The sequence below is a fragment of the Bradyrhizobium sp. ORS 278 genome (assembly GCF_000026145.1).
Lineage (GTDB): Bacteria > Pseudomonadota > Alphaproteobacteria > Rhizobiales > Xanthobacteraceae > Bradyrhizobium.
Genome location: NC_009445.1, coordinates 5,664,113 through 5,682,699, shown reverse-complemented (window position 1 = coordinate 5,682,699; position 18,587 = coordinate 5,664,113). Strand labels below are relative to the sequence as shown.

Annotated in this window: 16 protein-coding genes; 6 read left to right on the top strand and 10 right to left on the bottom strand. The window is 64.9% G+C overall.

What is annotated here, in order from left to right:
• Position 1 precedes the first annotated feature (1 nt).
• Positions 2–700, bottom strand: coding sequence for a GntR family transcriptional regulator (locus BRADO_RS25560; protein WP_012029087.1), 699 nt, complete (start codon positions 698–700; stop codon positions 2–4).
• Positions 700–1,635, bottom strand: coding sequence for an ABC transporter substrate-binding protein (locus BRADO_RS25555; protein ID WP_012029086.1), 936 nt, complete (start codon positions 1,633–1,635; stop codon positions 700–702). Before BRADO_RS25555 ends, BRADO_RS25560 begins: the two co-directional genes overlap by 1 nt.
• Positions 1,636–1,734: 99 nt before the next feature.
• On the opposite strand from BRADO_RS25555, the gene BRADO_RS25550 reads away from it, so the two are divergent.
• Complete coding sequence (locus BRADO_RS25550) at positions 1,735–2,724, top strand: fumarylacetoacetate hydrolase family protein (protein WP_012029085.1); 990 nt, start codon at positions 1,735–1,737, stop codon at positions 2,722–2,724.
• Between the two features lie 46 nt (positions 2,725–2,770).
• Positions 2,771–3,547 carry a cyclase family protein gene (locus BRADO_RS25545; protein ID WP_012029084.1) on the top strand — a complete coding sequence of 259 codons (777 nt, stop codon included), beginning with the start codon at positions 2,771–2,773 and terminating at the stop codon, positions 3,545–3,547.
• 242 nt (positions 3,548–3,789) lie between these two features.
• Here BRADO_RS25545 and BRADO_RS25540 read toward each other — a convergent pair whose 3' ends face one another.
• Positions 3,790–4,401, bottom strand: coding sequence for a heme-binding protein (locus BRADO_RS25540; RefSeq protein WP_012029083.1), 612 nt, complete (start codon positions 4,399–4,401; stop codon positions 3,790–3,792).
• Between the two features lie 964 nt (positions 4,402–5,365).
• On the opposite strand from BRADO_RS25540, the gene BRADO_RS25535 reads away from it, so the two are divergent.
• Together BRADO_RS25535 and ccoG are read left to right on the top strand one after the other, a co-directional pair.
• Positions 5,366–6,160 (top strand): fumarylacetoacetate hydrolase family protein, encoded by a 795-nt coding sequence (locus tag BRADO_RS25535; RefSeq protein WP_012029081.1) that lies wholly within the window; start codon positions 5,366–5,368, stop codon positions 6,158–6,160.
• A 521-nt stretch (positions 6,161–6,681) separates the two neighbouring features.
• Positions 6,682–8,175 carry a cytochrome c oxidase accessory protein CcoG gene (gene ccoG, locus BRADO_RS25530; RefSeq protein ID WP_012029080.1) on the top strand — a complete coding sequence of 498 codons (1,494 nt, stop codon included), beginning with the start codon at positions 6,682–6,684 and terminating at the stop codon, positions 8,173–8,175.
• 8 nt (positions 8,176–8,183) lie between these two features.
• Here the strand turns inward: ccoG and BRADO_RS25525 are convergent, their stop codons facing one another.
• Complete coding sequence (locus tag BRADO_RS25525) at positions 8,184–9,122, bottom strand: acetamidase/formamidase family protein (RefSeq protein WP_012029079.1); 939 nt, start codon at positions 9,120–9,122, stop codon at positions 8,184–8,186.
• A 307-nt stretch (positions 9,123–9,429) separates the two neighbouring features.
• On the opposite strand from BRADO_RS25525, the gene BRADO_RS25520 reads away from it, so the two are divergent.
• Positions 9,430–9,804, top strand: coding sequence for a transposase (locus BRADO_RS25520; protein ID WP_012029078.1), 375 nt, complete (start codon positions 9,430–9,432; stop codon positions 9,802–9,804).
• Between the two features lie 71 nt (positions 9,805–9,875).
• On the opposite strand, the gene BRADO_RS25515 is transcribed toward BRADO_RS25520, so the two are convergent.
• From BRADO_RS25515 to xoxF5, 6 genes are all read right to left on the bottom strand, one after another.
• Positions 9,876–12,209 (bottom strand): molybdopterin cofactor-binding domain-containing protein, encoded by a 2,334-nt coding sequence (locus BRADO_RS25515; protein WP_012029077.1) that lies wholly within the window; start codon positions 12,207–12,209, stop codon positions 9,876–9,878.
• 2 nt (positions 12,210–12,211) lie between these two features.
• Positions 12,212–12,664: a (2Fe-2S)-binding protein gene (locus BRADO_RS25510; RefSeq protein ID WP_008964122.1), complete on the bottom strand. Its 453-nt coding sequence runs from the start codon at positions 12,662–12,664 to the stop codon at positions 12,212–12,214.
• A gap of 372 nt (positions 12,665–13,036) precedes the next feature.
• Positions 13,037–13,600 carry an S-(hydroxymethyl)glutathione synthase gene (gene gfa / locus BRADO_RS25505; protein ID WP_012029076.1) on the bottom strand — a complete coding sequence of 188 codons (564 nt, stop codon included), beginning with the start codon at positions 13,598–13,600 and terminating at the stop codon, positions 13,037–13,039.
• Positions 13,601–13,633: 33 nt separating this feature from the next.
• Positions 13,634–14,743 (bottom strand): S-(hydroxymethyl)glutathione dehydrogenase/class III alcohol dehydrogenase, encoded by a 1,110-nt coding sequence (locus tag BRADO_RS25500; protein WP_012029075.1) that lies wholly within the window; start codon positions 14,741–14,743, stop codon positions 13,634–13,636.
• A gap of 63 nt (positions 14,744–14,806) precedes the next feature.
• Entirely contained in the window at positions 14,807–15,286 is a 480-nt protein-coding gene (locus tag BRADO_RS25495; protein WP_012029074.1) for a c-type cytochrome, methanol metabolism-related, read from the bottom strand.
• Between the two features lie 132 nt (positions 15,287–15,418).
• A complete protein-coding gene (gene xoxF5, locus BRADO_RS25490; protein WP_012029073.1) occupies positions 15,419–17,221 on the bottom strand; it encodes a lanthanide-dependent methanol dehydrogenase XoxF5 in 1,803 nt (600 codons plus the stop codon).
• Positions 17,222–17,628: 407 nt separating this feature from the next.
• Here xoxF5 and BRADO_RS25485 point away from each other — a divergent pair, with 407 nt between their 5' ends.
• On the top strand, positions 17,629–18,582 hold the full coding sequence (locus tag BRADO_RS25485; protein WP_041757729.1) for a helix-turn-helix domain-containing protein: 954 nt from the start codon (positions 17,629–17,631) through the stop codon (positions 18,580–18,582).
• Positions 18,583–18,587 lie beyond the last annotated feature (5 nt).

The window sequence follows — 18,587 nt, the reverse complement described above, 5'->3', positions numbered from 1 at the left end:
CTCAGGCTCCCTTGGGCTGGGGATACACGATCTCTATCGTCGAGCGCAGATGCGCTGCGAGCCGCGCCTGCGCGGCGGCGGCATCGCGCGCGAGCACGAGTTCGGCGAGTGCCTCGTGCTCCCGGATGAAGCCGCTGCCGTCGTCGAAGCTGCGCATCATCACACGGCGGTAACGGTAGGCCTGGTCGTAGAGATCGGAATGGGCGGCGAGCAGGCGGCGCGATCCGCAGGCGTCGAGCAGGGCAGTATGAAACGCCTTGTGCAGGCGATCGAACTCAGGCGCGCCCTCGCGGAATTCGCTTTGCATGCGCTGGATGTAGCGTCGCATCTGGTGCAGCGCTGCAATGATGCCGGCCTCCCAGGAGTCGCCGCCGTTCTGCATCGCCAGCCGCAGCGCCTCATTCTCCACCACCGTGCGCATCCGCGTGATGTCCACGAGATCCTCACGGCTCACCTCGGCGACGCGAAACCCGCGCTGGCCGATGCCGACGATCAGACCGCGCGACACCAGCCGGGACAGCCCCTCGCGCACCGGTGTCGGCCCGATCTCGTAGCGTCTGGCGAGCTCGACGATGCCGAGCCGCGAGCCGGGCGTGAGAACGCCCGCGACGATGTCGCGCTCGATCAGCGCGGCGGCCCGCTCGCTGAGCGTATCGCCGCTCGCCGTCTCGGTCTGCAGGATTGGTGTCGAGGCCGTCATCAATTGAGGATCAGCTTCTTGAGGTCCAGCTTGCTCTGCAGCATCTTCTGCGCCGACATGACGTCGATCCACCATGCGAGCTGTTCCGGCTTCAGCTCCGGTTCGGCGTAGTTCGGCGTCGTCATCTTGACGAGGTCGAGCGGCTGCCTGGTGAACTTGGCGATCGCGGCCGAGGCCTTCTCACGATCGTTGTTCACGATCGGGGCCGCCTCGGCGATGGCCGCGCGGAATTTCTTCACCGTCTCTTGGTTCTTCTCGGCCCATTCGCGCGACGCCGCATAGAAGATGATCGGCTCGGTCCGGGCGAGCTCGGCGGCGTAGCGCGCGCCGACCATGCCGAGATTGGCGTTGGTCATGCGCATGACGAACGGCTCGGCCGTCAGGACGGCATCGACCCCGCCCGACTTGATGGTGTCGGCCATGGTCGGGAACGTCACCTCGACGAAGTTCACGCTCTTCGGATCGACGCCCTTCTCGACCAGCCATTTCACGAACAGCACCTGCAGGAAAGCGCCGATGCCGGGCGCGCCGACCTTTTTGCCCTTGAAGTCCTGCGGACCGTTGATGATGACGCCGTTGCGCACGAAGGCGGCGATGGCGTCGTTCGAGGTCTTGTTCATAATCGAGGCGCCGGAGATCGCAACGAGGTCGAGGCCGCCGTCGGCGGCCTGCAGGAACACGGTCGAGGTCGGCCCGCCGATCTGGATCGAGTTGGAGAGAATGGCGGCGGGGATGTTCGAGTTGATCCCGATCAGCACCATCTCGACGTCCAGGCCATGCTTCTTGAAGAGGCCCTCGTCGACCGCGATCATCGCCGAGGCGCAGTCCGACGTCGCCGTGCAGCCGATCTGGATCTTGTCGGCGCGGGCGGCAGACGTGAGCGCAAGGGCGGCCAGCACCGATCCCAGCACGGCTCCCATGACCTGATGACGCATGGTTGATGTCCTCCCCCGGGGATTGGCCCGTTCGGCCTCTTGTTTATCGATATTTTCTATGATTGTATATTTTGTAAGAAAACACAAGGGGAGGCCGGCGTGAAGCTTGCGACATTTCGAACCGAGGGCCGGGAGCGGATCGGCGTGGTCCACGCCGGTGATTCCCGGCTCTTCGATCTGGCAGCCGCCGCCGATCGCGCCGGCAAAACCAACCCGGCCTTCGCCTCGATGCTGTCGCTGATCGATGCCGGCGACGCCGCGCTCGACGAGGCCCGCGCGCTGATCGAGCGCTATGGCGGCGACGAGAGCCTGTCGCGAGATGCCGCGGGCACGGAGCTGCTGGCACCGGTGCCGGAGCCGCGGCAGATGCGCGACGGCATGTCGTTTCCGCTGCACATCCTCCAGGCGCCGCGCGGCCAGCGCAAGCTCGCGGCGCGCCAGCGCGGCGACACCGAGGAGCTCGCGCGCATCGATGCCGAGCCGCTCGGCGAACTGCCCGAGGTTTATCGCAAGGTCCCGATCTTCTACATCACCAACCGGTTCAGCGTGCGCGGTCCCAACACGGTCGTGACATGGCCGCGCTACAGCCAGGTGATGGACTACGAGCTGGAGTTCGGCATCATCACGAAGGGCCGGGGCAAGGACATTGCGGCCGGCAAGGCGGGCGACCACATCTTCGGCTTCACCATCTTCAATGACTTCTCCGCCCGCGACACGCAGCGCGTCGAGATGGACGGCCGCCTCGGTCCCTCCAAGGGCAAGAGCTTCGACGGCGGCAACGTCATGGGGCCGTGGATCGTGACGCCCGACGAGATCGGCGATCCCTATCGCCTGAAGATGGAGGCGCGCGTCAATGGCGCGGTCCGCTCGCGCGGCGTCAGCGAGGGCATGCTGTTCTCGTTCGAGGAGCTGATCGCCTATATCAGCAAGGACGAGACATTGATGCCGGGCGAGTTCATCGGGTCGGGCACGGTCGGCAATGGCTGCGGGCTCGAGCTCGGCTGGTACCTCGAGCATGGCGACGTCATCGAGCTCGAGGTCGAGAAGATCGGCATCCTGAAGAACAGGGTCGAGCGGCAGGACGTCTGACACGACCGGCGATGACAACCAAGAACGACAAGAGAGAGGACCGCCCATGGCCCGCAAGCTGATCGACATCTCCGTGCCGCTGCAGAACGACGTGCCGGCCGATCCGCCTGGTAATCATCCGACCATCACCTATATCGACCACCAGCAGGGACTGCCGCGCATGCTGCAGTTCTTTGATGGGCTGAAGGCCGAGGACCTGCCGGACGGGCAGGGCTGGGCGGTCGAGCAGGTCAATTTGTCGACGCATAACGGCACCCATCTCGACGCGCCCTGGCACTTTCATCCGACGATGAATCGCGGCGAGCGCGCCTGGACCATCGACGAGGTGCCGCTGGACTGGTGCCTGCAGCCGGGCGTGAAACTCGACTTCCGGCATTTTCCCGATGGCTATGTGGTGACGGCAAAGGACGTCGAGGCCGAGCTGAAACGCATCGGCCACACGCTGTCGCCGCTCGAGATCGTTGTGGTCAACACCTCCGCCGGCGCGCGCTTCGGGCAGGCGAACTACGTCAACTCCGGCTGTGGGATGGGCTATGAGGCGACGATGTATCTCCTCGAGCGCGGCGTCCGGTTGACCGGCACCGACGGCTGGAGCTGGGATGCGCCGTTCGTGTTCACAGCGCAGAAATATGCCGAGACCCACGACGCGGCGCTGATCTGGGAAGGCCACAAGGCCGGCCGCCACATCGGCTATTGCCACCTCGAGAAGCTGCACAATCTGGAGCAGCTGCCGCCGACCGGGTTCATGGTGTCGTGCTTCCCGGTCAAGATCGAGCGCGCGTCCGCTGGATGGACGCGCGCGGTGGCGATCGTGGAGGAGTGAGGGCAAAAAGCCGAGCTGAAATCTCAGACAGTGCTGTGATTTGATCACAGCTCGCGCGGCGACGGTGGTGTACCTCGCCCCGCTGGCTGGAAGAGGTCGGATTGCATCGAAGATGCAATCCGGGTGAGGGGGACAGGTCGATCCGCGAACAATTCCCGGGCGTTTTGCCCTCACCCAGCCCTCTCCCCGTGCAGGACGGGGAGAGAGAGCGCACCAGTATTGTGGCAGCAAACTCGGCTAGACTAACAACTACACGCCAGCATCACCTCGTTCCGCCGCAGCATCGGCAGCGTCCAGGGCGGATTGTAGAAGGCGAGCAGCGGCGTGCCGGAGACGGTGATGCCCTGCCGCTGCGCGTAGTCGCGCAGCTCGCGGGTCTTGTCGGCCAGAATTCCGTCGGAATACGAGCCCGAGAACGTGATCGCGAGCATGCGCTGCGCCGGCAGGGGCGTCAGCTTGATCCTGGCATCCGCCGGTGGCGGCAGGGTGTCGAGCGACCAGCTCGACGGCATCACGAAGCTGACGCTCCAGCGGTCGCTGGCCACGCCATCCGCGGGAGCTGCCGCGGCCGCCTGCTGCTGCACCGGCGCGGTCATCGCGATCTTCGCCTTGCCCTGGTTGGCGCCAAAGATGTAGCCGCCGATGATGCGGAAGCCTTCCTCGATCGCGGGCCTGCGCGCGCCCTGCACCTCGGCCTGCGCGATGATCATCGGCGCGTAGGCGCGGATCTCATAGTCGCCGTCGCGGCTGACCACGTCGTATTTGGGATGTTCGACCCGGCTCATGAGCGGCCCCGCAGCAATGGCGGCGCCGGCCAGCACGAGCACGACGAGACCGGTCAGCCCGATCAGCATGCGGCGTCTCCTCAGTGGTGTCGGCTCGGTCATGGCGTGCGCCGTTCGGTTGATGACAACGAGGGAACGAGGCGGGAGGTCCCGCGGATCAGAGGAACCGGTCACTGTACCCTTTGCATGAACACGCCCGTCGACGTGTTTATGATCAATGTGCAGCGCCGACCTCGGTGCCGGACCCTCACGGTGAGGAGCGCCGCGCCAATCAGGCCAATTGCGAATCAAGGTCGTCGTTCGCGGCGCGTCTCGAACCACGAGGCCCGACCGAGGCCTCGCCCTTCGAGACGCCCGCCGGAGGGCGGGCCCCTCAGGGTGAGGGTTTGGGGGGTCGTGCAGGACGACAGGGATCGGACCGAAGCGAACATGTCTGCCCTGGGTACGAGAAAAAAAACTATTGCGATTTTTCCGAAATAATGATCATATCAGCCCATCCCGTCCTCATGCTGAGGGGCGTACGCGTCGTCACGATACGCGGAGGCGGGGAGCGGTGGCCGCGGGCTTGTCAGGTGCTGAAGCGCCGGACGATTGGCAGCCTGCGGACGGTCAAGCCGTGTGGTCCTGGTGCCCCGAAGCTGGCGCCAAGCCCGCTGCGTCATGATCCGTGACGGGACGTGACGCGCGGGTGACGGGGGCAAACAAGCCGGTCCCCGGGGAGAGCTCGGAGCAGCCGTGAAACCCATCGCGCAGGGAAGGCCGGGTCTGTCCGGCTGAACCTGTGGTACCTGCCGCCAGCATTTTTTTGAGCAGGCGGGCCACGGGCCTCAGTCGAGGTCCGGCCTTCCCTGCGCCCTCGCCTGGTCGAGCGAGGGTCTCGGCCATCGCTTCGGGCGCGTGCTGCGTCGCGAGAGCGACGGCGCGTGCGCGGATTGTGGCGCTGGCATAATGGATATGCTTATCAGTCAAGACGCGCCGAAGCGCCGAAGAACAACAGGCTGCCTGGGAGGCGGCCGATCTCAGGAGGAACCGAATGGCAGAGCCCTCACGCCGCAATCTTCTCGTCGCGGGCAGCGCCGCCGCCGCGGCCGCGCTCCTCACGGACACTCAGCCTGCCGCAGCCCAGGTCGGACCGAAGCCGATCTTCGCCGTAGCGGCGACGACGATTCCGATCGCTGGCGAGCAGGGCGTGTTCCCCGTCCGCCGCATCTACTGCATCGGCCGCAACTACGCCGCGCATGCGATCGAGCGCGGCTCCGATCCGAACCGCGAGCCGCCATTCTTCTTCCAGAAGCCGACGGATGCCATCCAGAACGTCGCGGTCGGTGAGGTCGCCGACCATCCCTATCCGTCGCTGACCAAGAACTATCACCACGAGGTCGAGCTGGTCGCCGCGCTGAAATCCGGCGGCACCAACATCCCGGTCGAATCCGCGCTCGACCACGTCTATGGCTATGCGCTCGGCCTCGACATGACCCGGCGCGATCTGCAGAACGGCATGGCCGCCGAGAAGAAGCCCTGGGAGATCGGCAAGAGCTTCGATCATGCCGCCGTCATCGGCCCGATCCATCCGGTTTCGAACGTCGGCCATTTCACCAAAGGCGCGATCTCGCTCGCCGTGAACGGGACGGTTCGGCAGAGCTCTGATCTCACCAAGATGATCTGGAGCGTCGCCGAGCAGATCGCCAAGCTCTCCGAGGCGTTCGAGCTCAAGGCCGGCGACATCATCTATTCCGGCACGCCGGAGAATGTCGGACCCGTCGTGAAGGGCGACGTGCTGCTGTGCAAGCTCGAGGGCCTGCCGGATATGTCGATCAAGATCGTTTGAGGATGAAGGCGGCTGGCCTCGTAGCCCGCATGAGCGCAGCGACATGCGGGTTCTCCGAAGGCACCGGTGAGATCCCGGATATCGCTTGCGCTCATCCGGGCTACGGCACTGCCGCTGCCGATGATTTGCTCCGTCATGCCCGGGCATCCACGTCGTTCTCAGCATGCCGACCGACGTGGATGGCCGGGACAGGCCCGGCCATGACGATGTGGAGACAGACGCGTACTGAACTCCGAAGGTCATACGCGATTGCCCTGCCGCACACGGTGAGAGACGCGCGGCGGGCATTGCCGCTGCGCGGCACCAAGAGAACGCGGCGGACGCCATTATCCCATCGGGTGTTGCATTTGCCGCCATCGCACTCGCGGTGCCGCGCCCTCTCATCGCCCGCCCGGCCCTGGCACTCGTTGCTCCCGCGCAAACAGCGGCTGCCACACGTTCGCAAGTTTGTGGCCCGACAAAGAGCCGGCTCGCACCGCCGCCTATCGTCGCATGCAACAGGCAAGCGAACGAGGGCAGACGTGGCCATCACCATCGAGATCGATCACGCCAGGACGCGCCGCATGGCGCAGGGCGAACGCAAAAGCCAGGTCCCCGCTCAGGGCGCAACGCGTGTGCGCAAGCCGGCACGATCGCCGCGCCAGCCCGGCGGTCCCGTGGTTCCGCAAGGCGTCAGGGGGCCGATCCGCCGGCTCAAATGGCTGATCCTGATGCTCACGCTGTCAGTCTACTACGTCACGCCCTTCATCCGCTGGAACCGCGGTTCGAACGCGCCGGACCAGGCGGTGCTGCTCGATTTCGCCCACGGCAAGCTCTATCTCGGCCCGGCCGAAATCTGGCCGCAGGACCTCTATCTCATCACCGCGGCCATGCTGCTGGCGACCTTGATCCTGATTCTGGTGAACGCGCTCGCCGGCCGCTTGTGGTGCGGCTTCGCCTGTCCGCAGACGGTGTGGACCGACCTGTTCCTGCTGGTCGAGCGGCTGGTCGAAGGCGACCGCCGGCAGCGGCTGAAGAATCTCAGTTCGCCGCTGACGGCGAAGCGCGTCGCGCAGATCGCGACCAAGCATGCGCTGTGGATGCTGATCGCGCTTCTCACCGGCGGCACCTTGATCTTCTACTTCACCGACGCGCCGGAACTGCTGCGCGATCTGGCCCACGGCGAGATGACGGTCACCGCCTTGACATGGACGCTCGTGTTCGCCGGCACCACCTACGGTCTCGCCGGCTTCGCGCGCGAGCAGGTCTGCACCTTCATGTGCCCGTGGCCGCGTTTTCAAGGCGCGATCTGGGATCCCCAAGCCTTCACCGTGAACTACCGCGACTACCGCGGCGAGGTCCGGATGTCGGTGAAGAAGGCGGCCGAGGCGCGCGCGCTGGGCGAGCCGGCGGGCGACTGTGTCGATTGCGGCGCCTGCGTCGCGGTCTGCCCGATCGGCATCGATATCCGCCAGGGGCCGAACTTCGCTTGCATCAATTGCGGCCTCTGCGTCGATGCCTGCGACGGCGTAATGGCCAAGCTCGACCGGCCGCGCGGCCTGATCGACTACGAGAGCTGGACCAACATCGAACGCGGCCGCGCCGGGCAGCCGAGGGTCTCGCGGCTGCTGCGGCCGAAGACGATCGGTCTCGCGCTCGCCTGCGTGGCGCTGGCCGGCCTGATCGCGGTGTCGTTCGTGACCAAGACCACCGCCGTGCTGTCGGTGCAGCACGACCGCGATCCGATGTCGGTGCGGCTGTCGGACGGTTCGGTGCGCAACGCCTATACGGTCAAGCTGCTCAACAAGTCCTCGGCCGCGCAAAGCTTTACGCTCGGCATCAGCGGCGTCGACGCGGCGCTCGCGATCGTCGGGCACGCCACGGCGGATGCGATCGAGGTCGAGCCGGATGGCTCGGAGACGCTGCGGGTGACGCTGACCATGCCCGAGCCTTTGGATGCCGATGTCACCTTCCAGGCGATCGATGCCGCCGGGCAGGTCGTGCTGAGCGCGCACGACCGCTTCGTCAACCGGTAGAGGAGGGACTAAAGATAAGCCTTCGGCAGCAGCATGTGGATGCCCTTGTTGCCGTCCACCATCTGGGTGACGCGCAGATTGCCGGCCAGCGAGCACAGCATGTAGGCCTGGTTGCGCGACAGGTTGGTGCGGGCGCAGACATGCTTGACCATCTCGCGAGTCGCCTGCTTGGCGGCGTCGTCGAGATCCTCGTCGAGGCCGATCGACATCAGGTGGGTGGCGTTCTCGGCGAACGGCCAGGTGATATCCATGTCCTTGCGTACCGTGAGGCGGAAGGTGCCGGTGACGCCGGTCTCGAGCGCGGTGATGCAGACCTCGCCGTCACCCTGCACGCCGTGGCCATCGCCGGCGAAGAACAGCGCGCCCTCGTTGAACACGGGCAGATACAGCGTCGTGCCGGGCCGCAGCTCCTTGTTGTCCATGTTGCCGCCGAAGCTGCGCGGCACCGGAGAGCCGCACCGTCCCCACGCCGGCGGCGGCGCTGTCGCGATGATGCCGAAGAACGGATCGAGCGCGATCTCGGTGCCCCAGGGCATGATGCAGACCTGGCGCTCGTGATCGACCTTCGGATGGATGGTCTCGTAGTCGGTGAACTCGTCGGGCAGGGTGCCGAGCAAGGGCAGGATCGAGACGAAGCCCCAGTCCTGGCTGACCTTGCAACTGAGGATGTCGACCTGCAGCGTGTCGCCGGGCTGTGCGCCCTTCACATAGACCGGGCCGGTGATGAAATGCGGCCCCGGCCCCTGGATCATGGTGTCCAGCGCGGTGAGGTACGCAGGCGGAACGATGCTGTGGTCCTTGGGCAAGGTCTCCTTGCCGCCGGCCGGGAAGGAATGCAGCGTCACCGTATCGCCGGAGGCGACCTCGAGCACCGGCGGCGTGGTGCTGTCGAGATAGCCCCACACCATGCTCTCATGCGTCGCGGGAATCTCGTGGCGTTTGGACATGGGCTGTCTCCGTCGGGCTCGGGTCTGCGCGCTGATTTCAAGGCAGGTCGCGGCATCGAGCAATGCCAAAAACTGTTCAGCCTTGCTTACGCTCCTGGCAAAACGGTTGGGCCGCGGCGGCTTGTGTCAATTTTGACAATTGGCGGGGCGGCGGCGTCAGGTCTTGAGGAGCCATCTTCGGCGCGGTGGCCCGCTCTCGCCGCATGCGCATGCGGCGCGCGGTCGCGAGCGCCATGCGCTGGCGCTCTATCAAGCTTATGGAAATCATGCGAGAATAGTCGTGTTGGCCGCGTGGGGGTGTATGAGCATGCGACGTTCCCTGCACACCGAGCACGAGATCCTGGTTCTGCTTTGCGAGGCGGAGTCGGGCGTTCCGATTGCCGAAATTTGCAGCACGGCCGGCGTGTCGCTGCGCACCTTCTATCGCTGGCGGCAGCGCTATGGCGGTCTCACCAGTCCGGCCCTGCGGCATCTGAAGGAGCTGGAGATCGAGAACCAGCGGCTGCGCTCGCTGGTGACCAAGCTCGTCGAGGGCCACCCGCCTGCGACCGCTGCGACGAAGCCTGCGCCGGCGCCGCTGCGCCAGGATTGCGGCAGCACGCCGCATGGCGTGGCTGGTGTGCCGGGACAGACCCGTGGCGCGGTGATCGGCCGCTATGCCTCGGTGCGCTACGGGCGCTGATAGATCAAAGCTCTGTCGAGGCGCTCATCGGCCGGATTGCTCCGGCCGATGACGTCGTCGTGTCGCGGCCGTCAGGTCGCGAGCTGGTTGCCGATTGGCAGCGCCCGCAGCCGTTTGCCGGTGGCGGCAAAGATCGCGTTGGCGAGCGCCGGCGCGAATGGCGGCACGCCCGGCTCCCCGACGCCGCTCGGCGGCGTCTCGGCATCCGCCGGGACGATGTGCACGTTGGTGACCAGCGGCGCCTCGTCGATCCGGACCACCTGATGGTCGTCGAAGTTGCGCTGCTGCACCCGGCCGTTCTTAAAGCTGACCTCGCCATATTTGGCGAGGCTCAGCCCCATGATCGCAGCACCTTCGAGCTGCGACTGGATGCGCTCCGGGTTGACGAACACACCGCAGTCGATCGCGCTGTCGACCTGATGCACGGTCAGCTTGCCCTTGTCGTCGACCGACACCTCCACGATGGTGGCGATGTAGCTGACGAAGCTGCGATGTGCGGCGATGCCGAGCCCGTGGCCCTTGGGAACGCTGCGGCCCCAATTGCCCTTCTCCGCGACGAACTCGACAACGCGTCGCAGCCGTCCGGTGTCGATCGGATAGCTCTCATAGGGCTCGCCATAGTTCCAGAGATCCTTCACCGAGGCGAGCTTGACGACGCGCGGACTGCCGATCAGCTCGAGCAGCATCTCCTTCTGGTCGCGGCCAGTGGCGGCGGCGATCTCGCCGACCATCGACTGCACGGCGAAGGCGCGCGGAATGTTCGAGACCGAGCGGAACCAGCCGATGCGGGTCATTGCCTTGGCGGCGGGGTTCTCGCATTGGATGTTGGCGATCTCGAACGGCATGTCGACGAGGCCCATGCCGAGCTCGAACGGCGCGGCATGGTCGGCGCCGGCCGCGAAGGTCGACAGGATCGTCGGCGCGACGCTGCGGTGACGCCAGGCGACGACCTTGCCGCTCTTGTCCAGCCCCGCCTCGATGCGCTCGACCGAGACCGTGTGCAGGAAATCGTGCTGGATGTCGTCGTCACGCGTCCACTGCACCTTCACCGGCGCGCCCAGCTCCTTGGAGAGCAGGGCGGCTTCGAGCGCGAAGTCGCATTTCGATTTGCGGCCGAAGCCGCCGCCGAGCAGGGTGACGTTGACGGTCACGTTCTCGATCGGGATCTGCAGCGTCTTGGCGACGTCCTCGCGGGTGCCGCCGGGGCTCTGCACCGGCGCCCAGATCTCGGCCTTGTCGCCCTTGACGTCGGCGACCGCGACCGGCGGCTCCATGCTGGCATGGGCGAAATGCGGCAGGTAGTACTCGCCGGTGATCACCTTGTCGGCCGATTTCAGCGCCGCTTCGGCATCACCTTCCTGGCGCACGACAAGGCCCGGCTGTCGCGCAGCGGCTTCGAGCTCGGCGCGATAGGCGACCGAGTCGTAGGCCGCATTGGGACCGTCGTCCCACTCGACCTTCAGGGCGTCGCGGCCCTTGATCGCAGCGCCCGTGTTGCGCGCAATGACAGCGACACCACCAAGCGGCTGGAACTTCGATGGCCACGGCCAGCCCTTGACCTCGAGCACCTTCTCGACGCCGGACACTTTCAGCGCCTCGGCGGAGTCGAACGACTTGACCTTGCCGCCGGTCACCGGCGGCCGGGCGATGACGGCGTATTTCATGCCGGGCAGGCGGACGTCGGCGCCGTAGCTCGCCTTGCCGACGGTGATGTCACGGAGATCGACGATGCTGACCTGGCCCTTGCCGAGATAGCGGAAATCACCAGGCGACTTCAGCTTGATGGTGTCGACCGCGGGCACCGGCTGGCTGGCCGCATCGGCCGCGAGCTCGCCGAAGCTGAGGCGCTTGCCGCTGGCGCTGTGCACGACCTCGTGGTTGACCGCCTTCACCTCGCTTGCGGGCACGCCAAGTTTCTTGGCGGCAGCGGCTTCGAGCATCGCGCGCGCCATCGCGCCGATCTGGCGCATCGGCAACAGATAGTGCCGTGTGCTGCGCGAGCCGTCGGTGTCCTGGTTGCCGAACTTCACCTCGTCGCCGGGCGCCTGCACCACGCGCACCTTCGTCCAGTCGGCTTCCATCTCCTCGGCCACGATCAGCGGCAGGCTGGTGCGCACGCCGGTGCCCATCTCGGAGCGATGCGCCAGGATCGAGACGATGCCGTCGGGCGCGATCGACACGAAGACCTTCGGATCGACCACGGTGCCGTGCGGCATCTTGCCGGCGCCGGTCTCATAGGCGGCGAATGCGGGCCGCGAGAGCAGGGGCGCAGCGAGCACGAAGCCGCCCGCGAGACCTAGCGTCTGCAAGATGGCGCGGCGCGAGACGTTCTCGACCTTGAGATGCCGCTCGAAGCCGCGGCGCGAGTTGGAACTCGCGATGTCCGGATTTGCGATGATGGTCATGATCACACCCCCGTCGAGGCCAGATGGACCGCATTCTCGATGCGCTGATAGCAGCCGCAGCGGCAGATATTGCCGGACATCGCGTCCCGGATCTGGTCATGCGACGGCTTGGGATTTTCGTTCAGCAGCGCGGCCGCCTGCATGATCTGCCCGGCCTGGCAGAAGCCGCATTGCGGCACGTTGACCTGCCGCCACGCCTTCTGCACCGGGTGGTCGCCGGTCGGATGCAGGCCCTCGATGGTCGTGACCTCACGACCCGCGACATCCGAGATCGCCGTGATGCAGGAGCGCGCGGCCTCCTTGTCGACCATGACGGTGCAGGCGCCGCACAACGCCTGGCCGCAGCCATATTTCGAGCCGGTGAGCCCCAGTTCATCGCGCAGATACCACAACAGCGGCAGGCTCGGATCGCCATCCCAGCTCTGCTCCTGTCCGTTGATTTTCACCTTGATCATGATCGCCCTCGCTCTGTCGGACCAATGGTCGTTGGTTCTGATCGCTGGTGGACGCGCGCGGGACCACAAGTCCCGGATGCACGCGCCGGATCAATTGAGAGTTGTCGGAAAGTCTCTCATGATAACAGACCGGGACGGAGGTCGGACTACACAGGCGCGTGTGCTGATGACATGCGCGCCAGCCGTGTGCGGGTGCAGTATTGCAGATCCATGACGCCGCAGCGCGAAGCGCAACAGTGGCGCGCGCCGGACAGGTGGCCCCAAGGCAAGATGCACCACCAAGAAAGAATGCCTCGCCAGCGCGAAGGCGGGCGAGGCACCAAGTCTTCAGGAAGGAACGCTTCAGTCGTTACGCTTGGTAGTCCGCGGCCGTCAGGCCGCCTTTGCTTTCGCCACATGTGTGGCAATCGCATCCATCAGCGCCGGCGACAGGCAGTCATAGGGCTCGAGCCCCAGCTCCTTCAGCCGCGCGCGAATCTCGCCCATCTGCTCCGGCTTCACGCCCGATTCGATTACCGAGGAGACGAAGGCGGCAAAGCCTGGGGCTGCCGAACCCTGCTCCTGGAACAGCTCGGGATGGATGAAGTCGAGGCCATAGAACGGATGACCCGTGTTCTCGATCCGCCCGTACATATGCGTGCCGCAGCCCGTGCAGGCGTAGCGCTGGATCACGGCCGAGGCATCGACGATCTTCAACTTGTCGCCGTTCTCGAGCACCGTGACGTTCTGCCGCGGCACGACGGCTACGACGGAGAAGGTTGCGCCCGACGGCTTCCAGCATTTGGTGCAGCCGCACGCATGGTTGTGCGCGACGTCGCCCTTGATGCCGACCTTCACCGGCCGATCGTGGCACTTGCAGACCAGGGTGCCGCCCGCGAAGTGGCCGCTCCCTTGTTTCACTCCATGGTCGACGGACGGATGAATGTGGACAGTCATGGCGCAATCCTCCTCGGTTTTGCGTGGCTCGGGTCAGAACACGACGACGGAACGGATCGACTTGCCCTCATGCATCAGGTCGAAGCCCTTGTTGATGTCTTCGAGCTTGAGCGTGTGGGTGATCATCGGGTCGATTTCGATCTTCCCGTTCATGTACCAGTCGACGATCTTGGGAACGTCGGTGCGCCCGCGCGCGCCGCCGAACGCGGTGCCCTTCCAGACCCGTCCGGTGACGAGCTGGAATGGACGGGTCGCGATTTCCTTGCCGGCCTCGGCGACACCGATGATGATCGATTCGCCCCAGCCGCGATGGCAGGCTTCGAGCGCCTGGCGCATGACGGTGGTGTTGCCGGTGCAGTCGAAGGTGTAGTCGGCGCCGCCATCGGTGAGCGCGACGAGGTGCTGGACGATGTCGCCGGTCACCTTCTTCGGATTGACGAAGTGGGTCATGCCGAAGCGGCGGCCCCATTCCTCTTTGCTGTCGTTGATGTCGACGCCGATGATCTTGTCGGCTCCCGCCATCCGGGCGCCCTGAATCACGTTCAGGCCGATGCCGCCGAGGCCGAAGATGACGACATTCGCGCCGGGCGTGACCTTCGCCGTATTCACGACCGCGCCGACGCCGGTGGTGACACCGCAGCCGATGTAGCAGCTCTTGTCGAACGGCGCGTCCTCGCGGATCTTGGCGACCGCGATCTCCGGCAGCACGGTATGGTTGGCGAAGGTCGAGCAGCCCATGTAGTGGTAGATGGTCTGGCCCTTATAGCTGAAGCGCGAGGTGCCGTCCGGCATCAGGCCCTTGCCTTGGGTGGCGCGGATCGCGGTGCAGAGATTGGTCTTGCGGCTGAGGCAGCTCTTGCACTGGCGGCATTCCGGTGTGTACAGCGGAATGACGTGGTCGCCTGGCTTGACCGAGGTGACGCCAGGCCCGATCTCACGCACGATACCGGCGCCCTCATGGCCGAGGATCGAGGGGAAGATGCCCTCGCTGTCGAAGCCGTCGAGCGTGTACGCATCGGTGTGGCAGATGCCGGTCGCCTTGATCTCGACCAGAACCTCGCCGGCCTTCGGTCCCTCGAGGTCGACCTCGACGATCTCCAGCGGTTTCTTGGCTTCGAAAGCGACCGCGGCGCGCGTCTTCATGTCTCAAACTCCTGTTTCAGTCTCTCAAGGCCGCGGCCCTGCCCAGAGCGCGGCCTTCGTCGGTCATTTCTTGCCCATGCAGGAGTTTTCCGCTTCCGTATAGGCTGGCGGCTTGTCCTCGTGCTTGGCCGGGCGGACGCGTCCCACCGCGTCATTGCTGCGGGCGCGAAGATAGATATACAGGTCGTCCATGTAGCAGGCCACATTCGGATTGTCGCCGAACGCCGGCATGACGTTTTCCTGCGCGGTGCTGACATTCTTGCGGCCGCTGGCGACGACGCCGAGGAAATCGCCGTAGCTCATGTTCTTGACCGAATCCTTGAGCGCTGGCGCGTAGGTCGATCCCATGCCGTCGGGACCGTGGCAGACGTGGCACTCGGAATGATAGCGGCGGTATCCGGAGTAGGTGTACCAGTCGACCGTACCGTCGGCGGCGACCTTGTAGGTCGGATTGCCCTCCTTGTCGAAGTACTTCCCATCCTCGGACTTCACCGCCGAGGCGTCTCCCGGGCCTTCCGCCCAGGCGTTTTCGGCGACAGTCATCCCGCCGGTTGCCAGGCTCAGTGCCGCGGCGACCGCAAACCAGATTCTACGCAAGGGCGTTTTCCCTTAATTTTTTGGGGTAGGCGAGCCGGCGCATGGAGGACATCCATGCGCCGGAGCAGAGGACCTGGCTTACTGCGGGAGCGAGAACACGGTGAGCGCGCCGCCGAGAGCGGTGTAGTTGCTCAGCGCCGCATAGCCGCCGACCGCGCCGAGACCAGCCGTCGGATCGGTCAAGCCGGCCGCGAGGCCGATGCCGGCCCAGCCACCGACACCCGACAGCACCGCGACATACTGCTTGCCGCCGGCCTCATAGGTCGTGACGTTGCCGATGATGCCGGACGGAGTCTTGAACTTGTAGAGCTCCTTGCCCGTCTTGGCATCGACCGCCTTGAGGTAGCCTTCCAGCGTGCCGTAGAACACCACGCCGCCGGCCGTTGCGAGGGCGCCCGACCACACCGAGAACGGCTCCTTGTTCGACCAGGCGATCTTGCCGGTCTTGCCGTCCCAGGCGATGAAGTTGCCCATGTTGGTCTCACCCTGGGGCGGATACATCGAAAGCGTCGCGCCGACATAGGGCTGACCTGCGGTGTAGCTCACCTTGAAGGGCTCATAGTCCATGCAGACATGGTTGGTCGGCACGTAGAACAGCTGCGTATCCGGCGAGTAGGCCGCCGGCTGCTCGTCCTTGGTGCCGAGCGCGGCCGGGCAGATGCCCTTGGTGTTGACGTCCTCGCCCTGCTTGTCGGTCGAGTACTGGTCGAGAACCTTCGGACGGCCGTAGGTCGCAGAATTCTTGTCCATGTCGACGCCGGAGGTCCAGTTCACCTTCGGATCGTACTTCTCGGCGACGAGCAGTTCGCCATTGGCGCGATCGAGCGTATAGGCGAGGCCGTTACGATCGAAATGCGTCAGCAGCTTGCGCGGCTGGCCGTTGATCGACTGGTCCGACAGGATCATCTCGTTGACGCCGTCATAGTCCCACTCGTCGTGGGGCGTCATCTGATAGACCCACTTCGCCACGCCGGTATCGGCCGCGCGGGCGAAGATCGTCATCGACCATTTGTTGTCGCCCGGACGCTGCTTCGGATTCCAGGTCGAGGGGTTGCCCGAGCCGTAATACACCATGTCGAGCTGCGGATCGTAGGAGACCCAGCCCCAGGTGCAGCCGCCGCCGGTCTTCCACTGATCGCCCTGCCAGGTCTTGAGGCTCGAATCCTTTCCGACCGGCTTGCCGAGCGAGGTGGTGTTCGCGTCGAACAGGATCTGATCGTCCGGACCTTCCGAATAGGCCTTCCAGACCTGCTTGCCGCTCTTGATATCGTAAGCGGTCATGCTGCACTGGACGCCGAACTCGCCGCCGGACGTGCCGACCAGAACCTTGTCCTTCACCACGAGCGGAGCCGAGGTGCCGGTCTGGCCCTTGCTCGGATCACCATTGACCGCGGTCCAGACATGCTGGCCGGTCTTGGCGTCGATCGCGACGAGCTTGTCGTCGGCCTGATGCAGGAAGATCTTGCCGTCACCATAGGCGACGCCGCGATTCACCGTGTCGCAGCACATCACCGGAATGACGTTCGGATCCTGCTTGGGCTCGTACTTCCAGACGATCTTGTTGTCGTTGGCCAGATCCAGCGCATACACCTTATTAGGGAAGGGCGTATGCACATACATCATGTTGCCGACGATGAGCGGGCCGCCTTCATGGCCGCGCAGCACGCCGGTGGAGAAGGTCCACGCGACCTGCAGCTTGCCGACATTCTGGGCGTTGATCTGGTTGAGCTTGGAGTAGCGCGTGTTGGCGTAGTCGCCGGCCGGCATCACCCAGTCCTTCGGGTTGGCCGACATCTTGACCAGCTCTTCGCTGGCAAATGCGCCACCCGCGGCGAGCGCCGCGACTGACGTCAGACATGTTGCGAGTAGCACTCTTCGCATCGTCTTTCCTCCCGGGTTCAACTGAGGTTCCGCAGCACGCGGCCCAGTATTCGTTTTCGGCATCATTGATTATCCACTTCCGGATCGGGAAACTTGCCCAAGAGAGAAAAGCGCTTGCTCAAGAGTGAAGCGAAGAGAAGTTTTTGAAGGAGAATTTGCTTTGCTGGTCCGCAACACAAAACGCATTCTTGCTGCGTAGCATCAATTCGCAGCATGCGGTTCCACCGAAGGTTGATGTTTTTCTTGACCTTGCAGAGACGAAGGCGGAGGATCGTCGAGGGCGTTTTATGGAACTGATGTGTCGCGAAGGGATATCGCGGCCTTAAAATCGGAGTAATCTGTCAGCACTCTCATCCGCCGTCCTGCGGCGGACCCGTTGCGTCTCGATCTTGAATCGGTGGATGAAGATGTCCGATACGATCCGCTCGCTTACCACCTCCGGGTTCTCACCCAAGAGTCAGATCCAGCGTTGGTCAGATGCACTGACCGATCTCTGTGGGCGCTTCGATGTCGATCCGTTGGAAGGCGCCTCGTTCGAGGGACGCATCAACTTCACCACCGTCTCGCGCTTGAAGCTGTGCCAGATCGAGGCGAGCCAGCACCGCATCGCACACACCTATGCGCGGGCGCAAAAGGTGGCGCATCCCTACATCAAGATCCTGTTCCAGACCTACGGGACCTCCTATTTTGAGCAGGATGGCCGCCAGATCGAGATCGGTCCCGGCGATTGCCTTGCTTATGATGTGTCGACGCCGCACACCATCATCAGCCCGGCGCTGACACGCCATGACGTCGTGATCGTGCCGAAGGAACTGCTGCAGGAGCGCGGCTTCCGGTCCGAGAAGATGCCGGCCTACAAGCTCTCGGCCCGCAGCGGCACCGGCCGGATCGCGCACGATGTCACGCATTCCGCGTTCGACGAGGCGACACGGTTGTCACCGAACTCGGCGGCCAGCGTCGCCGAGTCGCTGATTGATCTGTTGCTGCTGCCGTTGCGCGAAGCGGATCGCATGCTCGACCGGGCCGGGCCCGAAGCCGTCTACATCCGCGCGCAGGCCTTCATTCGCGAGCACCTGCGCGATCCCGATCTCTGCATCGACCAGATCTCGGCAGCCTTGGGTTGTACCAAGCGCTACCTCCATATGGTCTTCAGCGACCGGGGCATGACGGTGAGCGACTACATCTGGCGCGCAAGGTTGCAGCACTGTCGCCAGGAGCTGGAAACGCAAGGCGGTAAGACCATCACCGACGTCGCGTTCTCCTGGGGCTTCTCGAGCTCCTCCCACTTCAGCCGCGTGTTCCGCAAATATTTCGGCGTGGTGCCGTCGTCGGTGCACAAGACGGCTGCGCGCGCCGACTAAGCGGG

Coding starts and splice junctions, on each gene's coding strand:
- BRADO_RS25495 (WP_012029074.1), bottom strand. CDS start 15,286: ATGACTGTCGCCGAAAACGCCTGGGCGGAAGGCCCGGGAGACGCCTCG.
- gfa (WP_012029076.1), bottom strand. CDS start 13,600: ATGACTGTCCACATTCATCCGTCCGTCGACCATGGAGTGAAACAAGGG.
- BRADO_RS25555 (WP_012029086.1), bottom strand. CDS start 1,635: ATGCGTCATCAGGTCATGGGAGCCGTGCTGGGATCGGTGCTGGCCGCC.
- BRADO_RS25515 (WP_012029077.1), bottom strand. CDS start 12,209: ATGACCATCATCGCAAATCCGGACATCGCGAGTTCCAACTCGCGCCGC.
- BRADO_RS25540 (WP_012029083.1), bottom strand. CDS start 4,401: ATGCTGATCGGGCTGACCGGTCTCGTCGTGCTCGTGCTGGCCGGCGCC.
- BRADO_RS25535 (WP_012029081.1), top strand. CDS start 5,366: ATGGCAGAGCCCTCACGCCGCAATCTTCTCGTCGCGGGCAGCGCCGCC.
- BRADO_RS25560 (WP_012029087.1), bottom strand. CDS start 700: ATGACGGCCTCGACACCAATCCTGCAGACCGAGACGGCGAGCGGCGAT.
- BRADO_RS25525 (WP_012029079.1), bottom strand. CDS start 9,122: ATGTCCAAACGCCACGAGATTCCCGCGACGCATGAGAGCATGGTGTGG.
- BRADO_RS25485 (WP_041757729.1), top strand. CDS start 17,629: ATGTCCGATACGATCCGCTCGCTTACCACCTCCGGGTTCTCACCCAAG.
- BRADO_RS25500 (WP_012029075.1), bottom strand. CDS start 14,743: ATGAAGACGCGCGCCGCGGTCGCTTTCGAAGCCAAGAAACCGCTGGAG.
- xoxF5 (WP_012029073.1), bottom strand. CDS start 17,221: ATGCGAAGAGTGCTACTCGCAACATGTCTGACGTCAGTCGCGGCGCTC.
- BRADO_RS25545 (WP_012029084.1), top strand. CDS start 2,771: ATGGCCCGCAAGCTGATCGACATCTCCGTGCCGCTGCAGAACGACGTG.
- BRADO_RS25520 (WP_012029078.1), top strand. CDS start 9,430: ATGCGACGTTCCCTGCACACCGAGCACGAGATCCTGGTTCTGCTTTGC.
- BRADO_RS25510 (WP_008964122.1), bottom strand. CDS start 12,664: ATGATCAAGGTGAAAATCAACGGACAGGAGCAGAGCTGGGATGGCGAT.